This is a genomic window from Rhizobium sp. UFLA01-1127, assembly GCF_059803845.1.
In genome coordinates this window covers 12,831-30,827 of sequence record NZ_JAUQTZ010000071.1, presented here as the reverse complement: position 1 = coordinate 30,827, position 17,997 = coordinate 12,831, and the positions used below count along the sequence as shown (strand labels likewise).

Here is a 17,997-nt window from a genome sequence, read left to right as displayed (position 1 = left end):
GCCAAGATCAACGGCATCAAGGCCGATCTCAGCAAGGTCGACGACCCGAAGGCCAAGGAAGCGATCGAAGCGCTCAAGCTGCAGCAGCTCGACGGCACGATCGCCATGAAGGGCAGCTGGGAAATCGGACCCGGCACGATCAATGTCACCGAATATTCCTTCGACTTCAAGGATATCGGCAAGCTGAACCTGGCCTTCAGCATTTCCGGCTACACGCCTGCCTTCGCCAAGTCGATGCAGGACGCACTCAAGACGGTTCGTTCCAACCCGAACCAGCAGGAAGCACAGCAGTCTGCCGGCCTTGCCATGCTCGGCCTGCTGCAGCAGCTGACCTTCAACAGCGCCAAGATCCGCTTCGACGATGCATCGATCACGTCTCGCGCGCTCGATTTCGCCGGCAAACAGCAAGGCGTCAGCGGCAAACAGCTGGCCGACACGCTGAAGGCGATGACCCCGATCATGATGGCGCAGCTCAACATTCCGGAACTGCAGAATGCAGTGTCATCGGCAGTCAACACCTATCTCGACAATCCGAAGAGCCTGACCGTCAGCGCCGCTCCGGGCAAGCCGGTGCCGGTGCCGATGATCATCGGCGCTGCCATGGGCGCGCCGCAGACGATCCCGCAGGTCATCGGCCTCAAGGTTTCCTCGAACGACTAAGCTGCCGTTCTCAAAGCTGTTCAGAAACCCGGCGATTTCGGTCGCCGGGTTTTTCTTTGCCTCAAAGCTTGGAGCCTTTGGGAAGCTGATATTTCCTGAGTTCGCTGAGCCCATGGGACATCAGGGCAAGCAATTCCTCCGTGGTCGCACCGTCGCGCGCCTGAACGGACATGCCCTGCACGATCGCACCGAGAAAGCGCGCCAGCGACCGGGGGTCGGCCTCCGGCCGGAGGTCGCCTTCGGCAATACCGCGTTCGATCCGTGCCGCGAAAATATCCAGCGCCTGCAGGCGCATCGATGCGACATGATGGGCGATCGGCTCGTTCTCCTCTGCGCAATTCAGGACCGCCGTCGATATCATGCAGCCTTTCGGATGCTCTGGCGCCGTGAAGATCTTGGCTGAATTCGTCAGGAAGCGCTCGAAGGCGGTCACCGTGTCCACATTGTCCGTAAACGGATTGCCAGGCTCGGCTCGGGGCATGCGCCGATACTGATCGAGAGTTTCCCGGTAAAGCTCCGCTTTCGAACCAAAGGCGGCATAGAGGCTTTGAGGGGTGATGCCCATGGCCGCGGTCAGATCGGCAATGGAGGAGCCGTCATAGCCATGCTTCCAGAAAGTATCCCGCGCGGCGGCAAGAACCGTTTCGCGATCGAAGGCGGGCGGACGCCCGCGCTTTCGTGGTGAAGAATTTTCCGTCTCTTCAATATTTTTCACAATGATCACTCTAGAATTATTTCCCAACCTGATGTATTCAGGAATGGTCATTGTGATTATAGAAGGTTTTGCCCCATGAGTCTTCCCCTGGAAAATTCTGCGCATGCAAGCGACGGCAGTCTTGCGGAAGGCGTCGATGCCGCGATCGATTCCGCTCTGGCGGACAAAAGGCTGGTCGGTACCGTCGTTCTGATCGCTCAGGATGGAGAGCTGGTCTACAGCCGTGCCGCCGGTCTGGCGGATCGCGAAAACAAGATAGCAATGCGGGAAGACGCCATCTTCCGCCTTGCCTCCGTCACCAAGCCGATCGTGACGATTGCCGCCATGCGGCTCGTCGAACAGGGCCGCATCGGGCTCGACGATCCGATCACCAAATGGCTGCCGGATTTCCGGCCGCGTCTGCCTGACGGGGGTGAAGCCGTTATCCGCATCCGGCATCTGCTCTCCCATACCTCAGGGCTGGGCTACACATTCACCGAGGCACAGGATGGCCCTTATCATCGTGCCGGCGTATCCGACGGACTGGACACGCCGGGCCGGTCATTGGCTGACAACCTCCAGCGCCTCGCCAGCGCGCCCCTTCTCTTCGCGCCCGGCGAGAACTGGCAATATTCCTTGGCGATGGATGTGATTGGCGGCATCATCGAGAAGGAAACCGGCAGCCCGCTCGGCGATGCGGTTGCCGATCTTGTCATGAAGCCGCTCGGCCTTTCCGATACGGCCTTCTCGGTGCGCGACCGCAGCCGCCTGGCAGCGGCCTATGTGAATGGCTCGACGGAACCGCAACGGATGGGAGACGAGGCGCTCGTTCCGATATTCGACGGCACGATCCGCTTTGCGCCCGACAGGATTTTTGATCCGACGTCCTATCACTCCGGCGGCGCCGGCATGGCCGGAACGGCAAGCGACATCCTTGCCATCCTCGAAACCATACGAAGGGGCGGAGCACCGCTGCTGTCAGCCGATACCGTGAAGACCATGATGACCGATCAGGCGGGCGGGCATATGGAGGCGCAGCAGGCTGGCTTCGGTTTCGGCTATGGCTGGTCCGTTATTGCAAATCCCATTGTGGCTCAAGTGCCCTTCTCGGCCGGCACGATCAAATGGGGCGGCGTCTACGGGCATAGCTGGTTCGTCGATGCTAAAATGGGTCTCACCGTAGTCGCCCTGACGAATACGACTCTCGAGGGCATGTGGGGCCAGTTCACCACGGATCTCGCCAAAGCGATCTATGCTGGGATTTGATTGACATCAGCATACCAAACGAAAACCCGGCGATTTCGGTCGCCGGGTTTTGCATTTCGTCAAACCGTAGAGGACTTAGTCCTTCTTGACCGGCGGTACCGGGCGGATGGCCAGTTCGCGCAACTGCGTCGGCGTTGCGGCCGAGGGAGCGCCCATCAGCAGATCCTGTGCCTGCTGGTTCATCGGGAACAGCGAGATCTCGCGCAGGTTCTTGGCGCCGACCAAAAGCATGACGATACGGTCGATACCGAAGGCAGCGCCGCCGTGCGGAGGTGCACCGTACTGGAAGGCGCGGTAGAGGCCGCCGAAACGCTCTTCCACGTCGGCCTGGCTGAGGCCGACTTTTTCGAAGGCGGCGACCATGGTTTCCGGCGACTGGTTACGGATCGAGCCCGAAGCGATTTCGAAACCGTTGCAGACGGCGTCGTACTGGAAGGCCTTGATCGTGAGCGGATCCTGGTTCTGCAACGCCTCAAGGCCGCCCTGCGGCATCGAGAACGGGTTGTGAGCGAAATCAACCTTCTTTTCTTCCTCGCTCCATTCGAAGAACGGGAAGTCGACGATCCAGCATAGCTCGAAGCGGTCGCGATCGACCAGGTTCAGCTCTTCGCCAGCCCTGGTGCGGGCTTCACCGGCAAACTTGTAGAACTTGGAGGGATCGCCGGCGACGAAGAAGCAGGCGTCGCCGTCATCGAGGCCGAGCTGGGTGCGGATCGCATCCGTGCGCTCTTCGCCGATGTTCTTGGCAAGCGGGCCAGCCCCTTCGAGCTTTTCGCCTTCCTTGCGCCAGAAGATATAGCCGAGGCCCGGCTGGCCCTGGCTCTGCGCCCAGGCGTTCATGCGGTCGCAGAAGGCGCGCGAACCGCCAGTCTTGGCCGGGATGGCCCAGACTTCGACCTTCGGGTTGGAAGCGATCATGTTGGCGAAGACCTTGAAGCCGGAGCCGGCGAAATGCTCGGTGACGGCTTCCATGACGATCGGGTTGCGCAGGTCCGGCTTGTCGGAGCCATATTTGCGGATGGCGACGTCATAGGGGATGCACGGCCATTCCTTGGTGACCGGCTTGCCCTCGGCAAACTCCTCGAACACCTGGGTCATCAGCGGACCCATGGTGTTCCAAACGTCTTCCTGCGTCACGAAGCTCATTTCGAGGTCGAGCTGGTAGAATTCGCCCGGCAGACGGTCGGCGCGCGGGTCTTCGTCACGGAAGCAGGGAGCGATCTGGAAGTAGCGGTCGAAGCCGGCAACCATCAGCAGCTGCTTGTACTGCTGCGGCGCCTGCGGCAGCGCGTAAAAGGTGCCGGGATGGATGCGGCTCGGCACCAGGAAGTCGCGCGCGCCTTCTGGCGACGATGCCGTCAGGATCGGCGTCGTGTATTCGGTAAAGCCGACTTCGCCCATGTGGCGGCGCATCGAGGAAATGATCTGCGTGCGCTTGACGATGTTCTTGTGCAGCGTCTCGCGGCGAAGATCGAGGAAGCGATACTTCAGGCGAACGTCTTCCGGATAGTCCGGCTCGCCGAAGACGGGCAGCGGCAGTTCCTTGGCGGCGGAGAGCACTTCGATCTCCCGAGCGTAAAGCTCGATCTCGCCGGTCGGCATGTTCTTGTTGACCGTGTCTTCCGTACGGGCCTTGACCAGACCGTCGATGCGGATGACCCACTCGCCGCGAACGGTTTCGGCAAGCTTGAAGGCCGGAGAATCAGGGTCTGCAACGACCTGGGTGATGCCGTAGTGATCGCGCAGGTCGATGAACAGCACGCCGCCATGATCTCTGACGCGATGAACCCAGCCGGCAATGCGGACGGTCGAACCGACGTCGGACTTGCGCAGGGCGGCGCATGTGTGGCTGCGATAGCGATGCATAGTATATATCCTGGACTTGGCGGGCGGCGAAAGGACACGCAGACCCCTCGCCCGCCGACGGGAAAATCGGGCGGAAAAGCGCATGGTGCGCCCGATTTGTCAAGGCTCGAACGTATGACCGATGCCGGAAGTCGGCTTAAAGCCGTCTCACCCACCACCCACATCGACATTCGCAAGCAGCCACTGCGGCGGTTTGGCCACCTCAATGCTATTGATGAATACTTCAGTCAACTTTAAACAGGCATCCATGTATTCTCGCCCCGGGAGCCTGACATGCCGATCCTCACCCGCCGCAACCTCCTGAAAGCTTCAGCCATTGCCGGCGCCTATGGTGTCGGTCTCGGCATTGCCGGGAAGTTCGCAGGCAAGGCGGCCGCGGCCGAGCCGCATGTGCTGAAAACGGCCAAGATCGAAGCCAGTCTTACCGATAGCGGCAGGACAAGGAACGTGTTGACCTACGGCGAGGCCGGCATGCCGCCCGTCGTGCGCATGAAGAAAGGCGAACCCTTCGCGGCACGGCTGATCAACGGCATCGACGATCCGACAACCATCCACTGGCACGGCATCCGGCTCCCGAACGCTATGGACGGCGTGCCGTTCCTGACGCAGCCTTATGTCTATACCGGCGATCATTTCGACTACGCCTTCACCCCGCCCGATGCGGGCACCTTCTGGTATCATCCGCATTGCAACACGCTGGAGCAGATGGGCCATGGCATGACCGGCGTCATCGTCGTCGAAAATCCCAGGGATCCGGCTTTCGATTCGGAAGTGGTGCTCAATCTGCGCGACTGGCGGCTGGGAGGAGACGGACAGTTCATTGCGCAATTCAGGCCGCGCGATGCCGCCAAGTCCGGCACCTATGGCACGGTCCGCACGGCCGACTGGCAACAGGAACCGCAATATGACGCCCCTTCCGGCGGCCTGGTGCGCCTGCGCCTTGCCATTACCGACGTCACGCGCATCTATTCCTTCCGCGTGGACGGCGCCGAAGCGGCCGTGATCGCCATCGACGGCAATCCCGTGCTGCAGCGTTTTTCGCTCGATCTCCTGCAGCTCGGCCCGGGACAGAGGCTGGAGCTTGCCGTGCGTATGCCCGACAGCGAAGGCGCGGTCGTCAAGCTCGAGGACATCAAGGGCACCAATCCGAAAGTGCTGGCGACATTGCGTGCGGTCGGTACTTCGCTGAAACGCGATGTCCGTGATCTGGCACCGCTGGAGGCCAATCCCGTGCAGAAGGCCGATCTGAGTTCGGCCATGCATATTCCGCTGATCCTCAGCGCCACGGCCGAGAATACGGCTGACAACACGATCTGCGGTTCGCTCGGCTACAGCTTCTGGGCGATCAACAAGGTGCCGTGGCCGGGTGATACCTCCGATCCCACGGCCCCGCTTGCCGAACTCAAGCTCGGCAAAAGCTATGTCATCGACATGGAAAACGTCACCCCGCACAGCCACCCGATCCACCTGCACGGGATGAGCTTTACGGTCCTCTCCTCCTCGACACGGCAGATACAGCCTTTCGTCTCCGATACTTATCTGATCCAGCCGGATGAAAAGGTGCAGCTTGCCTTCGTCGCCGATAACCCCGGTGACTGGGTATTGCATTGCCATATCATCGAACATCAAAAGACGGGCATGACCAGCTACGTGCGCGTGGCGTAAGGGTCCCGATCAGCTTCGATCGCAGACTGCTTCGCTCGAAGCCGCCAAAGTTGCCGGCAATTTCAGCCAAAAGCGAAACGCGGCAAAGGCTTTGTCCGCGAAAGTATTGACATATCCGGCCGAAAGGAGAAGGAAGTTAAAGAAGTATTTTACAGTCGAATGTGTTGATATGATCGAAACTACCGCCCAATTGGAGGCGGCCTGCCGAGAGCTGGCCAAGTCGGAATTCATTACCATCGATACGGAATTCCTGCGGGAGACGACCTTCTGGCCGGAACTGTGTTTGATACAGATGGCAAGCCCCACCACCGAAGTGCTGGTGGACCCGCTGGCCAAGGGGCTGGACCTGGCACCCTTCTTCGAACTGATGGCCGACCCATCGGTTTTGAAGGTGTTTCATGCCGCCCGTCAGGATATCGAAATCATTTTCCATCGCGGCAACCTCATTCCGCATCCGATCTTCGATACCCAAGTCGCGGCAATGGTTTGCGGCTTCGGCGATTCCGTCTCCTACGACCAGCTCGTCAGCCGCATCAAGAATGTCCACATCGACAAGTCCTCGCGCTTTACCGACTGGAGCCGCCGGCCGCTCTCGGATAAGCAGCTGGACTATGCGCTAGCCGACGTAACCCATCTGCGCGACGTCTATCTCTCGCTCAAGGAGCAGCTCAAGCGCGAGGGCCGCGCCTCCTGGCTGCAGGAGGAGATGGCCATCCTCGAAGCGCGCGAGACCTACGACCTGCATCCCGACGATGCCTGGCAACGTCTAAAGATGCGGCTGCGCAAGCCGCAGGAACTTGCCGTCCTCAAATATGTGGCCGCCTGGCGCGAGCGCGAGGCGCGTGCGCGCAATGTACCGCGCGCTCGCGTGGTGAAGGACGACGCTATCTACGAGATCGCCCAGCAGCAGCCGAAAGACAGCGAGGCGCTGGCGCGGCTGCGCACCATTCCCAAGGGCTGGGAGCGCTCGGCCGCGGGTACGGCCGTGCTCGAAGCGATCAATGCGGCGCTGGCATTGCCGAAATCCGAAATGCCGCATCCGCCGCGCCACCATCAGGCGCCGGAAGGCACGGCTGCAGCCTCCGAACTGCTGAAAGTTCTTTTGAAGCTTATCGCCGAAAAGCATGGCGTCGCTCCGAAAGTGATCGCCAACAGCGACGATCTCGACAAGATCGCCGCCGAGGGAGAGAATGCCGATGTGGCGGCTTTGACAGGCTGGCGACGCGATCTTTTCGGCGAGACGGCCCTGCAGCTCATCCAGGGTCAGGTGGCCTTGCGCTTTGTGGGCAAGCGGATCGAGACCGTCACTCTCTAAAGCGCTCGGTGCGATCTCTCAGATTCGCTCCCCGCGCTTCAGGCTGCTGCCTTTGCACATGTCGTTGTCGCAAAACCGCTGCACGCTTTTGCGCGACATTCTCCTTTCCCGGCGCGTTGCGATTGCGTATCATCGGCGCATCGAGACGCTGGCTACCATCACGATTGCGCCGCAAATCTCGTGGAATGAACGTCTGATGCAATCGTTATGTTCGATGACGTTCCGGTTTGCCGGCGCAATCCCGCGTCGATGACAGGCGTCGCTTCTCGGCGGAAAAGTGAATGGGCATTTTCCATTCGATACGCAACTGGATACTGACGTCGCTGGTTGTCGCCTCGACCGGCGTCATCTACGGCAAGATTTTCTTCCCTGAAGCGCCACTATATATCGGTGCAGTCTTCGCGCTGTTCTGCGGCATGCCGCTGCTGGCCTTCGAGCGCCGCATGATCCTGCCGCGGCTGAACGTCTGGATGCACCGCCAGCCGACGCCGGCCTTCATTCTTTCCGCCCTGATCGTCGATTTCATCCTGATGAGCGTCGGCTATGCTATGGCGGGCAGCCTGATGAAACTGCTGGGCCTGGTCGACGGCACCTGGAAAGATCTGACGCTGCTGAAGATGGACGTCTACATCTACGCCGTTCTCGTGACCGCCGTCATCATCTTCATCGGCCGCGTGCGCGAGCTGCTCGGCCGCGACGTCTTCCTCAGCCTGCTCACCGGCCGATACCGCAATCCGGTGCAGGAGGAGCGCGTCTTCCTTTTCATCGATCTCGTCGGCTCGACCGCCTTTGCCGAGGAACACGGCGACCTGAAAACGCAGGAATTTCTCGGCGCGGTGTTCGCCGCCATAGCGGAGCCGGTACGGCGGCACAAGGGCGCGATCGACGACTATATCGGCGACGCTGCCATCATTACCTGGCCGCTCCGGCGTGGCGTCAGGAATGCCAATTGCGTGCGCTGCGTCTTCAACATCCTCAACGATATCGAAGCGAATGCCGAGACCTGGCTGAAATCATATGGCAGGGTGCCGCGCCTCAGGGCCGCCCTGCACGGCGGCACCATCGTGACGGCGGAAATCGGTGTCGACCATCACAAGATCGCCTATTTCGGCGACACGGTGAACACGGCCGCAAGGCTGGAATCGCTCTGCAAGACACTGGAGCGCCAGGTGCTGATTTCGAGCGATCTCGCAAGGCGCCTCGAACTTCCCGGGGCAATCATCAAGGAGGAACTCGGCGAACATGCCATTCGCGGCCGCGACCAGTCCCTCGGGGTCATTGCCCTTCACACGCAGGACCGGGAAGCGCTGAAGACGGTTCGCGGCAGATCGTAGGCTTGCGAAATCGCCGGCGGCCCTTCGGTGTCGACGCATACCTGAGCTTCACATCCTATGGATTGTCCAGCGATGCCAATGTCGGCAAGTCCATTCGCAAGATCGGCTATATCGATCCGATTCTCATCGAGTATCCGGACCACAAGCGCCGCCAGGGCGGCAATAAAGGCTTCGGGCCCACCGAAAGCGAGACTTATTCGAAGCAGAAGGCCAGCCGTCGGTTCGTGAGCTTGCCGAGCTGCTGCAGACGACCCTCCAGCCTTTCGCCGGCAAAATCGTGATATTCGGCGGGAACGACGAATTCGAGATCCAAATCCGGGCTGGTCGAGCGGCGGAACGACAGGTTGCGCACGACGCCTGGCATCGAGGCCGAAAACAGATAGACGACACGCAGCAAACCGCCGAGCAGCTTGGCACGTTCGATGTAGAGCGGCGTGGCGATCGTTGCCAGCGGCTCGGTCGCCCCGTCGTCGTTCAATCCTTCGAAGCGGTAATAATTGGCAAGCGCGATGAAGGCGCGGCCGGCATGGCTGATGCCGACAAAGGAGGTATGGGCGATGATGTTCAGCGCCTGCAGGCCGCGATAGTCCGGATGGGCGCGCCAGCTGATGTCGGCCAGCAGGCAGGCTGCCTGACGGTAGCGGCTTTCCTCCTCCGTCTCGGTGATTCCGAAGAACGGCATCATCCGGCCCGTCCATTCGGCGAGCTCGCGCGCGTGCTCCGGCGAACGGGCACGCAGGATGGCAAGCTCCCCCGACGCCACGAGCAACGGATCGCTATGGCGCTCCGCTTCCGTCAGCAAAGAATAAAGATAGCCTTCGCGCACACCCTGGGCGGAAAAGGAAATGATTGACGGTTTCATGGCCGTGAGCACTTCGCGCATGGCGACCGCGCCGAACGGCAGCAGCAAACGACGGTGCTTGGAAACGGCCTGGAACGCCGGATCCTTCGAATCCCTCGATTCGACGATCTGATCCAGGAAGCGCACCATCTCGTCGAGCGGCACTTCATAGCCTTGCATCATGTGCAGCGGATATTTGCGGATTTCCATATGCAGCTTGGCGATGTTTCGCCATGTGCCGCCGACCGCATAGAACGTGCGGCCCTCGCCCTTGCTCAAAAGCTTGGCCGTCTTGACGTGCTTGCGCGCAAAGCTGCGAGCCTTCTCGATCGAGCCGCCGGCATATTCCGACAGGCGCAGCCCGCCGAGCGGCAGCGTGATGCCCTTGCCGATCTCCCGGTCCTTGATGTCGATCAGCTCCAGCGAGCCGCCGCCCAGGTCACCGGCAATGCCGTCCGGATGGAAGAAGCCGCTGATGATGCCAAGCGCGGAAAAGCGCGCTTCTTCCTCGCCTGAAAGCACGCGCACCTTGCGCTGCAGGATCGTCTCGGCCTGATGGATGAATTCCGGGCCGTTGCTGGCTTCGCGGGCCGCCGCGGTCGCGAGCACGTAGATGGTGGAGGCGCGCGCCTGATCGGAGAGCGCCTTGAAGCGATGCAGCGCGGCAAGCGCCCGCGCTACGTTTTCCTCATCCATTTTTCCGGTCAGTGCTATGCCCTTGCCGAGGCCGCAAAGCACCTTCTCGTTGAAAAGGATGGTCGGAGACCGCGAATGGCCTTCGTAGACGACGAGACGGACCGAATTCGACCCAATATCGACAACGGAGACAGGGGCAATACCGGGAAGGCGCCCCTGGGCTTCTGATTCAACCATGCAGGTCCAGTTTATTTGTTGCGGCCCGACAACAGCCCAGCGATCAGTTTCGGCGCACTGGATTTCAAGGCTTCACCACGGCCCGACAGGCTGGGGTTCGTCATGAAATACTGCTGCGCATTGAATGGCTCTTTTCCCTGACGCACTTCCATGCGCCGTGAAGTCCCGTCCGGCAATATCTCGTAGCTCTGCTGATTGTCAATGATATTGCCCAGCATGATCTGTGAAAGCACCTGTTCGTGCACGGTCTTGTTGGTGAGCGGCACCAGGGTTTCGACGCGGCGATCGAGGTTTCTCGGCATCATGTCGGCGGAGCCGATGTAGACCAGCGCCTTGTCCGACGGCAGACCGTGACCATCGCCGAAACAGAAGATGCGGCTGTGCTCGAGGAAGCGGCCGACGATGGATTTGACGCGGATTCTCTCCGAGAGGCCCGGGATCTGCGGACGCAGGCAGCAGATGCCGCGCACGACCAGATCGATATCGACGCCGGCGTTGCTGGCGCGATAGAGCGCATCGATGATGTCCGGATCGACGAGCGAATTCATCTTCATCCAGATTGCCGCGGGACGGCCGTTCCGGGCGTGCTCGATCTCGCCTTCGATATGCTGGAGGATGCGCGGACGCAGCGTATAGGGCGAAACGGCGATCTTCATACCCTGCTCCGGCTCACCATAACCGGTAATGAAGTTGAAGATATTCGCCATGTCGTGAGCGATCGCCGGATCGCAGGTGAAGTATGAGAGGTCGGTGTAGATCTTGGCGGTGACCGGGTGGTAGTTGCCGGTGCCGAGATGGCAATAGGTGCGCAGCTTGCCGTCCTCGCGGCGCACGACCATCGACATCTTTGCATGGGTCTTGAGTTCGATGAACCCGAAGACGACCTGCACGCCGGCACGCTCGAGATCGCGCGCCCAGCGGATGTTCGCCTCTTCGTCGAAACGGGCCTTGAGTTCCACCAGCGCGGTTACGGATTTTCCCGTGTCGGCGGCATCGATCAGCGCACGGACGATCGGGCTGTCGTTCGACGTACGATAGAGCGTCTGCTTTATCGCCAGAACGTCAGGATCCCTAGCAGCCTGGAGAAGGAACTGGACCACCACGTCGAAGGATTCATAAGGGTGATGGACGACCATGTCCTTTTCGCGGATGGCGGCGAAACAATCGCCGGCGTGTTCGCGGACGCGCTCAGGAAATCGGGCATTGTATGGCTCGAAGCGCAGATCGTCGCGCGGCGCCTTGCAGATTTCCGACAGCGTGTTGAGCGCCAGCAGCCCAGGCAGAACTGCGATCCGGTTTTCCGGCACGTTCAGCGATTCCACCACGAATTGGCGAAGCTCGAGCGGCATTTCGGAATCGGTCTCGATGCGGATCACCGAGCCGCGGCGACGGCGCTTCAGCGCAGTTTCGAAGAAGCGTACCAGATCTTCGGCTTCTTCTTCGACTTCGATATCGCTGTCGCGGATGATGCGGAACGTACCGGAGCCCTGCACCTCATATCCGGGATAGAGCCGGTGGATGAAGATGTTCACCACATCTTCCAGCGTTATGTAGCGGATGACGTTGCTCGCATCCGGCAGGCGTACGAAGCGGTCGAGCGCCGGCGGCAGGCGCAGCAGCGCGGTCATCGGTTCGCGGCCGTTCATGCTCTTCAGCTGCAGCGCGATCGAGAAGCCAAGGTTCGGAATGAAAGGGAAAGGATGCGCCGGATCGATGGAGAGCGGCGTCAGGACCGGGAAGATCGCCTGCTCGAACTCGGTGTGCAGCCACTGGCGATCGGCATCGGAAAGAGCGGCCGGGCGGACGATCAGAATATCTTCCTTGGCAAGATATTGCTGCAGGACGGCGAGCGAAGCCTGCTGCTCCATCTGCAGATTGTCGATCTCGCGCAGGATGTCGTCGAGCTGCTCGGCGGGCGTCTTGCCGTCGGGGGTGCGTATCAGGATCTTCTGGCGGACCTGACCTTCGAGACCGGCGACGCGCACCATGAAGAATTCATCGAGATTGGCGGCGGAAATCGAGAGAAAGCGGACACGTTCCAGCAGCGGATGAGCGGTGTTCAGCGTCTCCTCAAGGACGCGGCGGTTGAACTGCAGCCAGGAAAATTCGCGGTTGATGAAGCGCTCGGGGCTGGTCATCAATTCGCTGACCGGAGGTGCGGTCTCTGGATTTTCCTGGTTGGCGTCCTGATGTTCCGTGAGTGCCGAGTCCATGTTCCACCTACCCTCTTTCTAATCTTGTGCCACGTATATCAGTTTGACGACGGAACTGTGACAATCGCAGCAAGCTCAATCCGGCTGGCCGGAACTGCCCAGTTCGTTCAGGACTTCGGCCGCCAACGGACGCGTGATCCTTGTCCCTCGCCCGAGTGCCAGCCGGTCCAGCCTGTCAACGATCAGCTGCGCCGCGTTCAGGGAACGCTCCATGCGATTGACGATATAGAGGACGAGTTTGTCATCGATATAAAGCTGCCGGTCGGCGAACAGCTTGACGATCACCTGCGACAGCAATTCCTCGTCCGGCTCGCCGATTTCGACCACCGTCGCAGCCTTCAGGCGGGAACGCAGATCGGGCAGCGTCACCGGCCAGGACATCGGCCAGAGCCGGCTCGTCATCAGAAGGCTGGTGCCGTTTTCGCGGACGCTGTTGATGACATGGAAAAGCTCTGTGTCGTCGAAACCCAGGCGATCCACATCCTCGAAGACGACGGGACCGCTCGATGCCGCGACCGGGGCACCAGAGCCGGCCACGGGATGAATGTGGACGGCGCCGCACCGCTCGGCCCAGATGCTCGCAAGATGCGATTTGCCCGAGCCGACCGGGCCGGCCAGGACGACGACGGGCGACGGCCAGTGGGGCCAGGAATCGACGATCTTCACCGCCGCGTGCAAGGGATCGGCAACGAGCAGGTCGTCGCGCCCGTTTGCGGGATCATGCGTAAAGGCCAAGGGCAGCTGTTCGGCGGCCTTGCGCCTCAAATCAGCATTCTTTGCGTCGGTCATGTCTAGCTGTTCTCGGGCTTGCCGGCCCTGGCTCTGCGCGCCTCGCCGGCTTCCGAGCGTCCGTAATAGAGATCACTCTGAAGGTAGCGCGAAAGGGCGAAGCGGACAAGAACGCCGCATGCGGCTGCAGCCGGCACTGCGATCAGCAGGCCGACAAAACCGAAGAGCGCGCCGAAGGCAAAGAGGGCGAACATCAGCCAGACCGGGTGCAGGCCGACGCTTTCGCCGACGAGCTTCGGCTGCAGCACATTGCCTTCCAGGAATTGGCCGGTGAAGAAAACGACGAGTGTCAAGCCGACCCAGAGATAGTCCGGCCAGAACTGAACGAGCGCGACGCCGACGGCCAGGACGAGGCCGACCATCGAACCGGCATAGGGAATGAAGCTGATCATGCCGGCAAAGAGGCCGATCAGCAGGCCGAAGTTCAGGCCGACCAGCGACAGGCCGACGCCGTAATAGACGCCGAGGATGATGCAGAGCGAGCCTTGGCCCCGGATGAAACCGGCGATGGCCTGATCGATCTCCCGGGCAATCTGGCGGACCGTGGCGACATGGTCGCGCGGTATCCAGTCGTCCACCTTGGCGATCATGCGATCCCAGTCGAGCAACATATAAAAGGCGACGACAGGGGTCACGACCATTAGCGAGAGGATGTTGACGAGCGCCTTGCCGGAACTCCAGAGCTGCGCGAACAGGCCGCCGACGAAGCTCAAACCCTCGGACATGATGCTTGAGAAATTATCCTTGATCGCGCCGAGCTGATTGCGAATCCAGTCCGGCAGCACCATCGTCTGCGCCTTGGCGATCAGCTGCTGCACCTGCTGCACATAGGTCGGAATGTGCTGGAGGAAATCGTTGAACTGGTTGACGACAATCGGGATGAAGATCGTCAGTGCCAGCGCGAAGACCAGCACGAAGGAGACGAGGATCACCACCGTTGCCATCAGACGGCTGAGGCCGATCCGCTCCAGCCGGTCGGCGACCGGATCGAGAAAATAGGCGACCGCCATGCCGGCGATGAACGGCAGCAGAATCGTGCTGAAGAGGTAAACAAAGGCGACGAAGACGACGAGCACGATCACCCAGAAGATGACTTGACGCTTGAGGCTCGCGCCGCTGACCTTCTGCTCCATCGTCTTCCCCGTTACCTTGCGCCCGTTTGCCGTGTGCTTAGGACATAGGATGATGCCGCAATTATGGTCAAGCCTGAGGCCGGAAATCTGCCTTGAGCAATGGGAAGCGGGGAAAATCGAGGGTGTTGCGGCGCTTGCGCCTTGCATAAAGGCCCCTATCATGCAATGGCGACCCGACGAAAGCCCTGTCATAATGGACAGGCGGACATCGGAGGCGGAAGCATGAGCCAGTCTGGAAAAAACGGTCTGACCTATAGCGACGCAGGCGTCGATATCGATGCCGGCAACCTGCTCGTCGAAAAGATCAAGCCCGCCGTCCGTTCGACGCGCCGGCCGGGTGCGGATGGCGAGATCGGCGGCTTCGGTGGCCTCTTCGATCTCAAGGCCGCGGGCTTTACCGATCCGGTGCTGGTCGCCGCCAACGACGGCGTCGGCACCAAGCTGAAGATCGCGATCGACGCCAACTATCACGACACAGTCGGCATCGATCTCGTGGCCATGTGCGTGAACGATCTGGTCGTCCAGGGCGCCGAGCCGCTGTTCTTCCTCGATTACTTCGCTACCGGCAAGCTCGACCCAGATCAGGGTGCGGCGATCGTCGGCGGTATCGCCGCCGGCTGCCGCGATGCGGGCTGTGCGCTGATCGGCGGCGAGACGGCGGAAATGCCGGGCATGTATTCCCATGGCGATTACGACCTGGCGGGCTTTGCCGTCGGCGCCGCCGAACGCGGCCAGCTGCTGCCGTCTGGCGACATTGCCGAAGGCGACATCATTCTCGGCCTTGCCTCCTCCGGCGTTCATTCCAACGGCTTCTCGCTGGTACGCAAGATCGTCGAGCTTTCCGGCCTCGGCTGGGATGCGCCGGCTCCATTCGCCGAAGGCAAGGCGCTTGGCGAAGCTCTGCTGACGCCGACGCGCATCTATGTGAAGCCGCTGCTCAAGGCCATCCGCGAAACCCATGCCCTGAAGGCCCTTGCCCACATCACCGGCGGCGGCTTTCCGGAGAATATTCCGCGCGTGCTGCCGAAGCATCTTGCCGCCGAAATTGATCTGGCCGCCGTCAAGATGCCGCCGGTCTTTTCCTGGCTTGCCAAGACTGGCGGCGTCGAGGCCAAGGAAATGCTGCGCACCTTCAACTGCGGCATCGGCATGATCGTCGTCGTCGCTCAGGAAAACGTCGCGGCCGTGAAGGCAGCGCTTGAGGCCGAGGGCGAAGCAGTCGTTACGCTCGGTCGCATGATTGCCCGCGCAGAAGGCGCGCCGGGAACCGTCTACAAGGGCACGCTCGCTCTATGACCGCGCCGCGCAAACGCGTCGTCGTCTTCATCTCGGGCGGCGGTTCCAACATGCTGGCCCTTCTGAAAGCCACGAAAGCAGCCGACTATCCGGCAGAGATCGTTGGCGTCATCTCCGACAAGGCGGATGCTGGCGGTCTCGCCAAGGCTGCCGTGGAGGGCATCGCGACATTCGCTTTCGTGCGCAAGGAGTTTGCGAGCAAGGAAGCTCATGAAGAGGCGATCCTTTCGCAGCTGGAAGCCCTCTCCCCCGACATCATCTGTCTTGCCGGCTATATGCGCCTGCTCTCCGCCCGCTTCATCCAGGCTTACGAAGGCCGGATCATCAATATACATCCGTCGCTGCTGCCGCTTTTCCCTGGCCTGCACACGCATCAGCGAGCCATCGACGCCGGCATGCGCATCGCAGGCTGCACCGTGCATTTCGTCACCGAAGGCATGGATGAAGGCCCGGCCGTCGGCCAGGCTGCCGTGCCAGTGCTGACAGGCGACACCGCCGACAGCCTTGCCGCCCGCGTGCTTACGGTCGAGCATCAGATCTATCCGCAATCGCTGCGGCTGCTGGCGGAAGGTAGTATCCGGATGGAAGGCGGCAAGGCCGTGAGCCTTGGCAAGACACCTGTCGTTGATGGACGGCAGATTTTGTCACTGCTTGGGGATGCGGGTTAAATAGGGAATTCTGACATCAAAAAGACCCCCTCATCCGCCCTTCGGGCGGATGAGGGGGATGCCAGATGCCTCCTTCACAATTGCCTCTCCTCAGGCAGCCATTGACATCAGCGGATGTAGCGTCCCGTCGCTATAGACGATGCGGCCACCGCGGAAGGTTGCGCGGATTCGGTGAACCGAGCCAGGTTCGACGGCGACCAGATCGGCAAGCTGGCCGACAGCGATCTCACCGCGATCCGTCAACCCTGCTGAACGGGCAGCGTTGGAGGTTGCCGTCGCAACGGCCGCCGGCAGACTACCAGTGACAACGTCGGCGATCTTGAAGATCGCCGGCACGAAGGCAGCCGGGTGATAATCGGCCGCGATGATGCCGAGCAGACCGGCGCGGGCAGCATCCAGGGCGCTGAGATTGCCGGACATCGACTGACCGCGCAGCGCATTCGGCGCACCCATCAAGGTCCAGAGACCACGGCGGCAGGCTTCTTCGGCAGCCGGTCCCGTCACAGGAAACTCGCTGATCGTCACTCCGAGATCGTGCATCGCTGCCACCTTCTCGGCACTATCGTCGTCATGCGATGCCAGCGACAGCTTGTGCTTCAGCGCAAGCCCGACCACGTCATGCAGTTTGCGTCCGATCTCCGGATCCTGCCGCTGCGCGATGCGTTTTGCCACAACCTCTTCGGCCGCTTCGCGCGACATGGACCGGCGCTCCGACATGCTGCGGATATAGCTTTCGATGTCGTTATACTGACCCTGTCCCGGCGTGTGATCGGTGAGCGAAACCATATCGACGGACCCCTCCTCCAGGAGCCGCTCCAAGGTCGGAGCCGCGCCGAGATTGGTGATTTCGTAGCGGGCATGGACGCGATGGTCGATCAGGAGTTCATCGCGCAAGCTGCCGATGCCGCGGATAACTGCCGAGGTGGTTTCGAGCGAGCGGACGTGGCCATAGACGCTTTCGGTCGCAAAGGAGAGTGCCGCAAAGGCCGTCGTGACGCCGGCGGCCGCCAGTTTCTTGTCCAGTTCATGAATGCCGAAATCGATCGGCATCATCGCATTCGGCCGCGGCGCGATCTCGCGCTCCACCATGTCGCAGTGCAGATCGACGAACCCTGGCATCAGCAAACGGCCGCCGCCGTCGAAGGTCGGCTGCTCGACCGGTTCCGGGCGGATTTCGGCAATCATGCCACCTTCGATGTGCACCGAGCCCTTTTCAACGACTTCACTGGGAAGAACGAGCGTGAAATTGCTGAGCCACATCGGCTTTCTCCTGAAACAGCGTCCATGATCGAAGGAGGCTCGGAAACATTCGAATGTTTCCAGCCAGCACGCCCCGGTAAGCTCGATTCGTGACAATGTGATGAAGGCAGAGCGGACAAAGGCG

The 17,997-nt window shown here is 61.0% G+C and carries 14 protein-coding genes; 7 read left to right on the top strand and 7 right to left on the bottom strand.

From position 1 onward, the window contains the following. On the top strand, positions 1-660 hold a 660-nt coding region (locus tag Q4Q11_RS18395), incomplete at its 5' end, for an aq_1923 C-terminal domain (protein ID WP_498570397.1). A gap of 61 nt (positions 661-721) precedes the next feature. On the opposite strand, the gene Q4Q11_RS18390 is transcribed toward Q4Q11_RS18395, so the two are convergent. After that, positions 722-1,384: a TetR/AcrR family transcriptional regulator gene (locus Q4Q11_RS18390; protein ID WP_498570396.1), complete on the bottom strand. Its 663-nt coding sequence runs from the start codon at positions 1,382-1,384 to the stop codon at positions 722-724. Positions 1,385-1,450: 66 nt separating this feature from the next. Here Q4Q11_RS18390 and Q4Q11_RS18385 point away from each other — a divergent pair, with 66 nt between their 5' ends. Beyond that, positions 1,451-2,620, top strand: a complete 1,170-nt coding sequence (locus Q4Q11_RS18385; RefSeq protein WP_498570395.1) for a serine hydrolase domain-containing protein — start codon at positions 1,451-1,453, stop codon at positions 2,618-2,620. A gap of 75 nt (positions 2,621-2,695) precedes the next feature. On the opposite strand, the gene aspS is transcribed toward Q4Q11_RS18385, so the two are convergent. Further along, the gene (gene aspS / locus Q4Q11_RS18380) at positions 2,696-4,486 is read right to left on the bottom strand and encodes an aspartate--tRNA ligase (protein ID WP_498570394.1); all 1,791 of its coding nucleotides are present in this window, start codon (positions 4,484-4,486) and stop codon (positions 2,696-2,698) included. Positions 4,487-4,759: 273 nt separating this feature from the next. Here aspS and Q4Q11_RS18375 point away from each other — a divergent pair, with 273 nt between their 5' ends. The 3 genes from Q4Q11_RS18375 (at position 4,760) to Q4Q11_RS18365 (ending at position 8,800) form a co-directional block, all read left to right on the top strand. Beyond that, entirely contained in the window at positions 4,760-6,151 is a 1,392-nt protein-coding gene (locus Q4Q11_RS18375; RefSeq protein ID WP_498570393.1) for a multicopper oxidase family protein, read from the top strand. 169 nt (positions 6,152-6,320) lie between these two features. Then, positions 6,321-7,466 (top strand): ribonuclease D, encoded by a 1,146-nt coding sequence (gene rnd, locus Q4Q11_RS18370; RefSeq protein ID WP_112507002.1) that lies wholly within the window; start codon positions 6,321-6,323, stop codon positions 7,464-7,466. 281 nt (positions 7,467-7,747) lie between these two features. Then, positions 7,748-8,800 carry an adenylate/guanylate cyclase domain-containing protein gene (locus Q4Q11_RS18365; protein WP_498570392.1) on the top strand — a complete coding sequence of 351 codons (1,053 nt, stop codon included), beginning with the start codon at positions 7,748-7,750 and terminating at the stop codon, positions 8,798-8,800. A 193-nt stretch (positions 8,801-8,993) separates the two neighbouring features. Here Q4Q11_RS18365 and ppx read toward each other — a convergent pair whose 3' ends face one another. The 4 genes from ppx to Q4Q11_RS18345 all read right to left on the bottom strand — a co-directional run bounded on the left by ppx (position 8,994) and on the right by Q4Q11_RS18345 (position 14,649). Then, positions 8,994-10,514, bottom strand: a complete 1,521-nt coding sequence (ppx, locus tag Q4Q11_RS18360; protein WP_113214692.1) for an exopolyphosphatase — start codon at positions 10,512-10,514, stop codon at positions 8,994-8,996. An 11-nt stretch (positions 10,515-10,525) separates the two neighbouring features. Next, complete coding sequence (locus Q4Q11_RS18355; RefSeq protein ID WP_112506994.1) at positions 10,526-12,727, bottom strand: RNA degradosome polyphosphate kinase; 2,202 nt, start codon at positions 12,725-12,727, stop codon at positions 10,526-10,528. Between the two features lie 75 nt (positions 12,728-12,802). Next, positions 12,803-13,516 (bottom strand): DnaA regulatory inactivator HdaA, encoded by a 714-nt coding sequence (hdaA, locus tag Q4Q11_RS18350; RefSeq protein WP_112506992.1) that lies wholly within the window; start codon positions 13,514-13,516, stop codon positions 12,803-12,805. A 2-nt stretch (positions 13,517-13,518) separates the two neighbouring features. After that, complete coding sequence (locus Q4Q11_RS18345; RefSeq protein WP_112506990.1) at positions 13,519-14,649, bottom strand: AI-2E family transporter; 1,131 nt, start codon at positions 14,647-14,649, stop codon at positions 13,519-13,521. 222 nt (positions 14,650-14,871) lie between these two features. Between Q4Q11_RS18345 and purM the strand changes: the two genes are divergently transcribed. Together purM and purN are read left to right on the top strand one after the other, a co-directional pair. Then, the gene (gene purM, locus Q4Q11_RS18340) at positions 14,872-15,945 is read left to right on the top strand and encodes a phosphoribosylformylglycinamidine cyclo-ligase (protein WP_498570391.1); all 1,074 of its coding nucleotides are present in this window, start codon (positions 14,872-14,874) and stop codon (positions 15,943-15,945) included. Then, on the top strand, positions 15,942-16,613 hold the full coding sequence (gene purN, locus Q4Q11_RS18335; protein ID WP_498570390.1) for a phosphoribosylglycinamide formyltransferase: 672 nt from the start codon (positions 15,942-15,944) through the stop codon (positions 16,611-16,613). Before purM ends, purN begins: the two co-directional genes overlap by 4 nt. A 90-nt stretch (positions 16,614-16,703) precedes the next feature. On the opposite strand, the gene Q4Q11_RS18330 is transcribed toward purN, so the two are convergent. After that, positions 16,704-17,873 (bottom strand): alpha-D-ribose 1-methylphosphonate 5-triphosphate diphosphatase, encoded by a 1,170-nt coding sequence (locus Q4Q11_RS18330; RefSeq protein ID WP_498570389.1) that lies wholly within the window; start codon positions 17,871-17,873, stop codon positions 16,704-16,706. Positions 17,874-17,997: the final 124 nt, after the last annotated feature.

Bases quoted from the DNA above. Each gene is read 5' to 3' on its own strand.
- Q4Q11_RS18385 (WP_498570395.1), top strand. From the start codon at position 1,451: ATGAGTCTTCCCCTGGAAAATTCTGCGCATGCAAGCGACGGCAGTCTT.
- aspS (WP_498570394.1), bottom strand. From the start codon at position 4,486: ATGCATCGCTATCGCAGCCACACATGCGCCGCCCTGCGCAAGTCCGAC.
- Q4Q11_RS18375 (WP_498570393.1), top strand. From the start codon at position 4,760: ATGCCGATCCTCACCCGCCGCAACCTCCTGAAAGCTTCAGCCATTGCC.
- rnd (WP_112507002.1), top strand. From the start codon at position 6,321: ATGATCGAAACTACCGCCCAATTGGAGGCGGCCTGCCGAGAGCTGGCC.
- Q4Q11_RS18365 (WP_498570392.1), top strand. From the start codon at position 7,748: ATGGGCATTTTCCATTCGATACGCAACTGGATACTGACGTCGCTGGTT.
- ppx (WP_113214692.1), bottom strand. From the start codon at position 10,514: ATGGTTGAATCAGAAGCCCAGGGGCGCCTTCCCGGTATTGCCCCTGTC.
- Q4Q11_RS18355 (WP_112506994.1), bottom strand. From the start codon at position 12,727: ATGGACTCGGCACTCACGGAACATCAGGACGCCAACCAGGAAAATCCA.
- hdaA (WP_112506992.1), bottom strand. From the start codon at position 13,516: ATGACCGACGCAAAGAATGCTGATTTGAGGCGCAAGGCCGCCGAACAG.
- Q4Q11_RS18345 (WP_112506990.1), bottom strand. From the start codon at position 14,649: ATGGAGCAGAAGGTCAGCGGCGCGAGCCTCAAGCGTCAAGTCATCTTC.
- purM (WP_498570391.1), top strand. From the start codon at position 14,872: ATGAGCCAGTCTGGAAAAAACGGTCTGACCTATAGCGACGCAGGCGTC.
- purN (WP_498570390.1), top strand. From the start codon at position 15,942: ATGACCGCGCCGCGCAAACGCGTCGTCGTCTTCATCTCGGGCGGCGGT.
- Q4Q11_RS18330 (WP_498570389.1), bottom strand. From the start codon at position 17,873: ATGTGGCTCAGCAATTTCACGCTCGTTCTTCCCAGTGAAGTCGTTGAA.